The sequence below is a fragment of the Sphingomonas sp. genome, from assembly GCF_039594485.1.
In the GTDB taxonomy this organism is placed as follows: Bacteria; Pseudomonadota; Alphaproteobacteria; order Sphingomonadales; family Sphingomonadaceae; genus Sphingomonas.
This window is the reverse complement of sequence record NZ_JBCNNI010000066.1, coordinates 1-8,787: the sequence shown is the minus strand read 5'-3', so window position 1 is coordinate 8,787 and position 8,787 is coordinate 1. Positions and strand designations below refer to the sequence as shown.

At 67.5% G+C, this 8,787-nt stretch carries 7 protein-coding genes; 2 read left to right on the top strand and 5 right to left on the bottom strand.

All coding sequences use genetic code 11. The features are described from left to right. Window positions 1-205 precede the first annotated feature (205 nt). From ABDV78_RS19085 to ABDV78_RS19075, 3 genes are all read right to left on the bottom strand, one after another. Window positions 206-439 (bottom strand): hypothetical protein, encoded by a 234-nt coding sequence (locus ABDV78_RS19085; RefSeq protein WP_343529037.1) that lies wholly within the window; start codon window positions 437-439, stop codon window positions 206-208. A 64-nt stretch (window positions 440-503) separates the two neighbouring features. Beyond that, complete coding sequence (locus ABDV78_RS19080; RefSeq protein WP_343529036.1) at window positions 504-1,871, bottom strand: HAMP domain-containing sensor histidine kinase; 1,368 nt, start codon at window positions 1,869-1,871, stop codon at window positions 504-506. Next, window positions 1,868-2,560, bottom strand: coding sequence for a response regulator transcription factor (locus tag ABDV78_RS19075; RefSeq protein WP_343529035.1), 693 nt, complete (start codon window positions 2,558-2,560; stop codon window positions 1,868-1,870). The genes ABDV78_RS19080 and ABDV78_RS19075 overlap by 4 nt, the downstream gene beginning before the upstream one ends. A gap of 391 nt (window positions 2,561-2,951) precedes the next feature. Here ABDV78_RS19075 and ABDV78_RS19070 point away from each other — a divergent pair, with 391 nt between their 5' ends. Both ABDV78_RS19070 and ABDV78_RS19065 read left to right on the top strand, forming a co-directional pair. Next, window positions 2,952-4,427: a diguanylate cyclase gene (locus ABDV78_RS19070; RefSeq protein ID WP_343529034.1), complete on the top strand. Its 1,476-nt coding sequence runs from the start codon at window positions 2,952-2,954 to the stop codon at window positions 4,425-4,427. 78 nt (window positions 4,428-4,505) lie between these two features. Next, a complete protein-coding gene (locus tag ABDV78_RS19065) occupies window positions 4,506-6,677 on the top strand; it encodes a primosomal protein N' (protein WP_343529033.1) in 2,172 nt (723 codons plus the stop codon). 368 nt (window positions 6,678-7,045) lie between these two features. On the opposite strand, the gene ABDV78_RS19060 is transcribed toward ABDV78_RS19065, so the two are convergent. After that, window positions 7,046-7,297, bottom strand: a complete 252-nt coding sequence (locus ABDV78_RS19060; RefSeq protein ID WP_343529032.1) for an ATP synthase F1 subunit epsilon — start codon at window positions 7,295-7,297, stop codon at window positions 7,046-7,048. 75 nt (window positions 7,298-7,372) lie between these two features. After that, window positions 7,373-8,787 (bottom strand): F0F1 ATP synthase subunit beta (gene atpD / locus ABDV78_RS19055; protein WP_343529031.1); only part of this gene is annotated, 1,415 nt, incomplete at its 5' end.

Sequence of the window (8,787 nt, the reverse complement as noted above, 5' to 3'; positions counted from 1 at the left end):
ATCACGCGCTTGTTGGTCGGGATGTTGACACCCGCGATACGTGCCATGAAATTTGTTCTCCTAGCTCCACGAAGCATGGCATGGCCGCACATGCTCCATCTCAACGCGATGGTTCCGCCACGCGGAAGCGCGACGCCCGCAAATCGCGCGTCGTTCAACCGAGAGTGTTGGAAGGATGGTCAGTTAGGGCCCGCGCAACACCCTGTCAAGCGATCGGTTCCTGAATTTTGCGCAAAGCCAGCCAGCGGCGAAACGACACCACCGCCCAGACCAGCTCGACGACGCCGAACGGCCATGCCCCCTGGAGGAAGCCATAGGCCGATCCCGCCAGGCAGCCGAGCACGAAGCCGAAGGTCCACCAGTGCGACCCCGCCTCCATCGCATAGCAGACCAGGGTGAAGGACACGGCCGCCAGGCCGAACAGGGAAAGCGAATCCATGAAGGCGGGGTGTAACGGGCTGACGCCGAGGGGAAAACCCGATTCCTCCCCCACAGGAGAGGTTTCAGGGAATGATCAGCCGCGCGATCAGGCCAGGCGCATTGTCCGCCAGCTCGAACCGTCCGCCATGGAGCCGCGCCACCGCCTCGATCAGCGCCATGCCCAGCCCCGCCCCCGGCGTCGTGCGCGCAGTATCGAGTCGCCCGAACCGCTTGAGCGCCTGTGCCCGGTCCGCCTCGGCGATGCCCGGCCCGCGATCCTCGACCTGAACGATGATTCCCTCCAGCCCCCGGCGCAGACGCATCGTCACCTGTCCGCCCGACGCGCCGTGCTTCAACGCATTGTCGATCAGGTTGGACAGCGCCTGGCTCATCAGTTCGCGGTGGAGCGGCAGGGGCGCGGGCCGGTCTTCCATCTCGATCACGAAACGCAGCCCCGCCTCCTCGGCGACGGGAGCGTAGAGTTCGCCGATCTCCTCCACCAGATCGGCGGGCGCGACCAGGGTGAAGCGGTCGCGCGTGACCGATTCGGAGCGGCTGATCTCGATGACCATGGTCAGCATCCGCATGATCAGGTCCGTCTCGACCAGCAGGCCACCCAGCGCCGCCTCGCGCTGGGCCGGATCGGCGATCAGGACGGCATGTTCGGTCTTGGTCCGCAGGCGGGCGAGCGGCGAGCGCAGGTCGTGCGCCAGGCTGTCGGTGACGAGGCGCAGCTCGGTCATCAACTGCTCGATCTTGCCCAGCATCGTGTTCAACCGCTCGGCCAGACGATCAAAGGCATCGCCCCCGTCGCTCAGACTGCCATGTCCGGCGCGTACCATCGCCACGCGCCGCGACAGATCGCCCTCCCCCGCCGCGTCGATCACCGAGACGATCGTGTTGAGCCGCCCCGCGACATAATGCGCCAGCAGCAGCCCGGTCCCGACGCCCAGCATCAGCGACAGGAAAGCCCCAAGCGCCAGCGCCCGCTCGATCGCGACCTGCTGCGCCTCGATCAGGTCGAGCGGGCGCCCGACCAGCAGCCAGTCATTGCCGATCGGGTGAAGGGTGTAGCCCGCCTCGCGCGCCGACCATATGCCGTCACGCCCCAGCACGGCGATCCTGAACGGTGTATCGGCGAGCTGCACCGCCAGATGACGCGGCGCATAGCCCGCGATCCGGTGCCCCTGCCCATCATAGATGGCCAGGACCAGCGAGACGTCGCCGGGCTCGCGCGCCTGGGTGATCGCATCCGCCAATGCCGGCAGGGCGCCGGTCCGCCAGACCGCGCGCAACGCATCCGCCTGCTCCACGATCTCGCGGTGCATCGCCGCCACCGCATCGGCGCTGGTCTGTTTCCAGATGAACCCGACCAGCGCCAGATTGGACAGCAGCGCCAGGACGATCGACAGCAGCGCGATCCGTGCCGAGATCGTCAGGCGAACCCTCACCCCTCCACGGCCAGCCGATAACCCGCGCCGCGCACGGTATGCAGGATCGGGCTGCCGAACCCTTCCTCCAGCTTGCGGCGCAACCGACCGATATGGACGTCGACCACATTGGAACCCGGGTCGAAGTGGTAATTCCAGATCTTCTCCAGCATCATCGTCCGGGTGACGACCTGGCCCGCATGACGCGCCAGGAATTCCAGCAGGTTGAACTCGCGCGCGCCGACCGGAATGATCTTGCCCGCCCGCGTGACGGTGCGCGCCAGCAGGTCGATTTCCAGATCGCCGACATTCAGCTTGGTCCGCGTCGGCTCGGACACGGCCCGATCCGAGCGGCGGACCAGCGCCTCGATCCGGGCGGACAATTCGGCGAAGGAAAAGGGCTTGCAGAGATAATCGTCCGCGCCCGCCTTCAGCCCGTCGACCCGGTCATCGACCGTGGCCAGCGCCGACAGGATCAGCACCGGGGTCGCGATCCCGGCCGCGCGGATCGCGCTGACCATCGCCAGCCCGTCGAGCCGCGGCAGCATCCGGTCGGCGATGATCAGGTCGAATATGCCCTCGCTCGCCAGGAACAGGCCGTCACGCCCGTCACCGCATTGCTCGACGGTGTAACCGGCCTCGGCCAGTCCCTTGGCGACATAGGCGGCGGTGGACGCATCGTCTTCGACGATCAGGATTTTGCGACTCATCGGCTGATCTGCTCCAGCATTGGGCGGTCCATCCTCTCAAGGGTTGGCCCAAGGGTGACGCCCCCGGACCCGGTCGAGCCCGATCACCGCGAAAGGCGTATCCGTCCGGGGACCGGAAACCCCCTCGGCAAAAGGCCGGCGGAAAGCGCGCTCTCCGCCGGCCCCGACGGCACCCCCGGGAGTGTCGGGCGCCGAGCTCGTTGAACTCTGAGGCCGTGGCTACGCCTCGCCGGGCTACCCCGGGGTGACCACAAGATGAAAAATCCGTCATACCTCCCACCCGCCCCGTCACGCCGGGCGCATTCGCTACGACGATCGGTCAACATATTGAATCAACCAGCGATTACTGCTGGATATGATCCACTTTAAGACTTTGCCCCTCAACACCGTTATGAACAGGAGAATCACAACGGCCGCTTCCTTTCCGATCCCCGCCTCCTTTGACGATGAGTGTCGGCTTGCGACGCTTCAGGCGCATGCGCTGCTCGACAGCGAGCCGGAGACGGAGTTTCAATCGCTCGTATCGCTGGCGGCCGAAATGCTGGGCTGTCCGGTCGCGGCGCTGACGCTGGCGGATCGCGATCGCCTCTGGGTGAAATCGTCGGTCGGCCCCTTGCCCCGTCAGATGCCCCGCAACGTCGCCTTTTGCGACCATACCATCCAGTCCACCGACCTGATGATCGTCCCCGATCTGTCGGCCGATCCGCGTTTCGCGCGCAATCCCTTCGTGACCGGCGAAGACGCGACGCGCTTCTATGCCGGGATGCCGATCCGGGTGCCCGACCTGGCCGGCACGCTCCAGCCGATCGGATCGCTGTGCGTGATGGACACCACCCCCCGTTCACTCAGCGGCGCGGGCGAACAGACGTTGCGCCACCTGGCCAAGCTGGCCGAAGCGCTGATCGCCGCGCGCGCGATCGCCAGGCGCGCCAACGCCATGGCCGAGTTGAGCGAACGCCAGGCGGAGAGGCTGCGTACCAAGGATCGGATCGTCCGCCAGGTCGAACGACTGGCGCTGATCGGATCATGGCGCACCGTCATCGGCGATTCCCGCGCGATCTGGTCGGACGGCGTGTACCGCATCCACGAACTGCCGCCGGGCCAGGATTTCACGGTCGAACAGGGCCTGTCCTTCTACCCGCCCGAATCGCGTGCGGCATTGCGCGCAACGATCGAGCGTACGATCCGCACCGGCGAGGCATTCGACGTCGAACTCGACTTCGTCTCCGCCACCGGGCGCCAGCGCCGGGTCCGGGTTATGGGCGAGCGCGAGATGCTGGACGGCAAGGCGCACAGCGTCGTCGGCATGTTCCAGGACGTGACCGAACGCCACGCGCTGGAGACACAGTTGCGCCGCAACGCCGACACCGACGCGCTGACCCTGCTCGCCAACCGCGCCGCCTTCGACCGCGCGCTGGAACAGGCGATCGGCGAGGCCGCCGTGACGACCGAGCCGCTGGGCCTAGTCCTTATCGATCTGGACGGATTCAAGCTGATCAACGACACGCTGGGCCACCCCGCCGGGGATGAAGTGCTGCGCATCGTCGGCCAGCGGCTGCGCGTCGAATGGCTGGCCGGTTGCTTCGTCGGCCGTCTGGGCGGCGACGAATTCGGGGTGATCGTCCGCGACTCCGTCCTGCTGGCCGAACCGGAGCGGCTGCGCACGCGGATCGAACAGTCGCTGGCGATCTCGATCACCGTCAATGGCCTGACCATGAGCTGTGCGGGAACGGTCTGCGCGACGTCGCTGCCGGAGGGGTGCCGGACGACACGCGACTTCATGCACCACGCCGACAGTCGGCTCTATGCCGCCAAGCGCGACCGGGTGGGCGAGCGACGGCGCGGCGATCGGCGACATCAGGGCTGACGCGCGGGAGGGCTGACACGCGGGCCGGGCGGGTGGGCCCCCTTCCCTGAAAGCCACCGCTGCCCATATAGCGGGTCCATGTCTTCGCGTGCCCGCGTCCTTGTCCTGAACTCCGCGCTCGGGCCGCTCGATTATCGGGTGCCGCCGGGCATGACCGTCGAGCCTGGGTCGATCGTCGTCGCGCCGCTGGGGCCGCGCCAGTTGCTGGGCGTGGTGTGGGAACCGGAGCGGATGCCCTCCGACGTGGAGGTCGGCGACAACCGCCTGCGCCCGTTGCTGGGCGCCGTCGACGCGCCGCCCCTGCCGGGTCCGTTGCGCCGGTTGATCGAATGGACCGCCGATTATTATCTCGCCCCGCCCGCCGCCGTGGTGCGGATGGCGCTGTCCTCCACCTCCGCGCTGGAGGGTGCGCGGACGGTCACCGAATATCGCGTCACCGGCCATGTCCCCGAACGCCTCACCCCGCAGCGGGCCCAGGCGCTGGAGCGGATCGGCGACCGCCAGGGCCTGATCCGCGAGCTGGCAACGATGGCGGACGTATCCGACGCGGTGATCCGGGGGCTCGTCAAGAATGGCGCGATCGAGGGGGTGGAAGTCGATATCGACAGCCCCTTCCCCCTCCCCGATCCCGATCATCACCGCCCCGAACTGTCCGAGGATCAGCGCGCGGCGGCCGATACGCTGGTCGCGGGCGTGGCCTCGCATACCTTCCAGCCGGTGCTGCTTGATGGCGTAACCGGATCGGGCAAGACCGAGGTCTATTTCGAGGCGGTGGCGCAGGCCATAGCGGAGGGTCGGCAGGTGCTGGTCCTCCTGCCCGAAATCGCGCTGACCGAGCCCTTCCTCAAGCGCTTCCATGACCGTTTCGGCTGCGAGCCGGTGGCATGGCATTCGGGCCTGCGCTCGTCGCAACGGCGGCGGGCATGGCGGGCGATCGCCAGCGGGCAAGGGCTGGTCACGGTCGGCGCGCGCTCGGCGCTGTTCCTGCCCTATCGCAATCTCGGCCTGATCGTCGTCGACGAGGCGCATGAGACCAGCTTCAAGCAGGAAGACGGCGTCCACTACCATGCGCGCGACGTGGCAGTGATGCGCGGGCTGTTCGAGCCGTGCCCGGTGATCCTCGCCTCCGCCACCCCCGCGATCGAGACCCGCCAGCAGGTGGCGCTCGGCCGCTATACCGAGGTCAAGCTGCCCGGCCGCTTCGGGCCGGCGCAGATGCCGACGATCGAGGCGATCGACCTGATCCAGAACCCGCCCGAACGCGGCCGCTGGATCGCGCCCAAGCTGGTCGCGGCGATGAAGCAGACACTGGAGAAGCGCGAACAGTCGCTGCTCTATCTCAACCGGCGCGGCTATGCCCCGCTGACCCTGTGCCGGACCTGCGGGCACCGGTTCCAATGTCCCAATTGCACCGCTTGGATGGTCGAGCATCGGCTGGTCCGGCGGCTGGCCTGTCACCATTGCGGCCATGTCATGCCCACCCCGCGCGCCTGCCCCGAATGCGGCGGCGAGGATTCGCTGGTCGCCTGTGGCCCCGGCGTCGAGCGGATCGCGGACGAGGCGACCGCGCTGTTTCCCGAGGCGAAGATCGCGGTCGTCACCTCCGACACCATCTGGTCCCCCGCCAAGGCGGCCGAGTTCGTCGCGCGGATGGAGGCCGGGGACATCGACATCGTGGTGGGCACCCAGCTCATCACCAAGGGCTATCACTTCCCCAACCTGACGCTGGTGGGCGTGATCGACGCCGACCTGGGGCTGGAGGGCGGCGACCTGCGCGCGGCCGAACGCACCTTCCAGCAGATTCGTCAGGTGTCGGGCCGGGCGGGACGCGGGGCCAAGCCGGGCCATGTCTTCATCCAGACGCACAGCCCCAAGGCGCAGGTGATGCAGGCGCTGATAACGGGCGATGCCGAGACCTTCTATACGGCGGAGACCGAGGCGCGCCGCGATGCCGATGCGCCACCCTTCGGCCGCTATGCCGCGATCATCGTCTCGTCGGAGGACCAGGGCGCAGCGCAGTCGGCGGCGGCCATGATCGCGCGAGCCGCCCCCAAGGTCGACGGAATGCACGTCTTCGGCCCCGCGCCTGCACCGCTGGCGATGCTGCGCGGGCGGCATCGGTTCCGGTTGCTGGTCCATGCCCGGCGGGCGCTGGCGGTGCAGGACGTGATCCGCGAATGGTTGGGCGGGCTGGAGTGGTCGGCCAAGGTTCGGGTTGCGGTGGATGTGGACCCGTACAGCTTTCTGTGAGCCTGGCATCGAAGAAGGTTGATTCGCGCGGAGGCGCGGAGACGCGGAGTTGTCGCATTGGCGGCATCCCCGCCCTTTCATAACTGGCCAATGGTGAAAGGCTGTAGAGGCGACGGGCGAGACACCTCCGCGTCTCCGCGCCTCCGCGCGAACTAAATCTTCTTTGCGCTTTCGCGAGGGGGGGGGCGAGAGGGTTTCCCTTGGCCTTCGACTTCGCTCAGGCTGAGCGGCGGTTGGGGATAGCCGCCTTTACCCCCGCTCCGTTCAGCCTGAGCGCAGTCGAAGGCCACGCCCTACCCGTCACCACAAACGAAAACGGCCGCAGCTCGCGCCACGACCGTTTCAAAACCCCGGTAAGGAAAAAAACCTTACCCCGCATGCTCCGCCAGCACGGTCAGGCCGTTCGGCCCCACCTCGGCGAAGCCGCCGCGGATCTGGATCGATTCGGGCTCGCCCTTGTCGGTGCGGTACACCTGGATCGCGCCGTCGCGGATGGTCGACATGAAGGGCGCATGGCCCTCCAGCACGCCGAAATCGCCCTCGGTGCCGGGGACGACCACCATATGCACCTCCTCCGAGCGGAGGAGCTTTTCAGGCGTGACGAGTTCGAAGTGCAGCATGGTCTTTTGTCTCGCATCACTCTCCCGAACCGGGAGAGGAAAGAGGGGGACGGAGCGGACCGTCCCCCTATATCATCAGGCTTCCTGAGCCAGCTTCTCGGCCTTGGCGACGGCTTCGTCGATACCGCCGACCATGTAGAAGGCCGCTTCCGGCAGATGGTCATACTCGCCGTCGACCACCGCCTTGAACGAGCGGATCGTGTCTTCGATCTGGACGAACTTGCCCGAGATGCCGGTGAAGACTTCCGCGACGTGGAAGGGCTGCGACAGGAAGCGCTGGATCTTGCGGGCGCGCTGGACGGTCAGCTTGTCCTCTTCGGACAGCTCGTCCATGCCCAGGATCGCGATGATGTCCTGCAGCGCCTTGTAGCGCTGGAGCAGCGACTGGACCGCGCGGGCCGTCTCGTAATGCTCCTGGCCGACGATGCGCGGCTCCAGCACGCGGCTGGTCGAGTCGAGCGGGTCGACGGCCGGGTAGATGCCCAGCTCCGAGATGGCGCGGTTGAGCACGGTCGTCGCGTCCAAGTGGGCGAACGACGTCGCCGGCGCCGGGTCGGTCAAGTCGTCGGCGGGCACGTACACGGCCTGGACCGAGGTGATCGAACCCTTGTTGGTCGAGGTGATGCGCTCCTGCAGCGCGCCCATGTCGGTCGACAGGGTCGGCTGATAGCCCACGGCCGACGGAATACGGCCGAGCAGCGCCGACACTTCCGCACCCGCCTGGGTGAAGCGGAAGATGTTGTCGACGAAGAACAGCACGTCCTGGCCTTCCTGGTCGCGGAAATATTCCGCGATGGTCAGACCCGACAGCGCGACGCGCGCGCGGGCGCCCGGCGGCTCGTTCATCTGGCCATAGACCAGCGCGACCTTCGAGCCCTCGCTGATCGCGTTGCCCTCGGCGTCCTTGGCGATGACGCCCGCGTCGAGGAACTCGTGATACAGGTCGTTGCCCTCACGGGTCCGCTCACCGACGCCCGCGAAGACCGAGGTGCCGCCATGGCCCTTGGCGATGTTGTTGATCAGTTCCTGGATGAGCACGGTCTTGCCGACGCCCGCGCCACCGAACAGGCCGATCTTGCCGCCCTTGGCGTACGGCGCGAGGAGGTCGATGACCTTGATGCCGGTGACCAGGATCGCGCTCTCGGTCGACTGTTCGATGAACTCGGGCGCCTTGGCGTGGATCGGCGCGCGCAGCTCGGTCGCGACCGGACCACGCTCGTCGATCGGCTCGCCGACGACGTTCAGGATGCGGCCCAGCGTCGCGGGGCCGACCGGCACCTGGATCTGGTTGCCGGTGTCGGTCACGGTCTGGCCGCGGGTCAGGCCCTCGGTCGTGTCCATCGCGATCGTGCGGACGGTGTTCTCGCCCAGATGCTGCGCGACTTCGAGCACCAGGCGGGTGCCGTTATTGTCCGTCTCCAGCGCCGACAGAATCGCGGGCAGGTTCTCGGGGAAGTGAACGTCGACGACCGCGCCGATGACCTGGGCGA

Bases quoted from the DNA above. Each gene is read 5' to 3' on its own strand.
- ABDV78_RS19085 (WP_343529037.1), bottom strand. From the start codon at position 439: ATGGATTCGCTTTCCCTGTTCGGCCTGGCGGCCGTGTCCTTCACCCTG.
- ABDV78_RS19075 (WP_343529035.1), bottom strand. From the start codon at position 2,560: ATGAGTCGCAAAATCCTGATCGTCGAAGACGATGCGTCCACCGCCGCC.
- ABDV78_RS19070 (WP_343529034.1), top strand. From the start codon at position 2,952: ATGAACAGGAGAATCACAACGGCCGCTTCCTTTCCGATCCCCGCCTCC.
- ABDV78_RS19065 (WP_343529033.1), top strand. From the start codon at position 4,506: ATGTCTTCGCGTGCCCGCGTCCTTGTCCTGAACTCCGCGCTCGGGCCG.
- ABDV78_RS19060 (WP_343529032.1), bottom strand. From the start codon at position 7,297: ATGCTGCACTTCGAACTCGTCACGCCTGAAAAGCTCCTCCGCTCGGAG.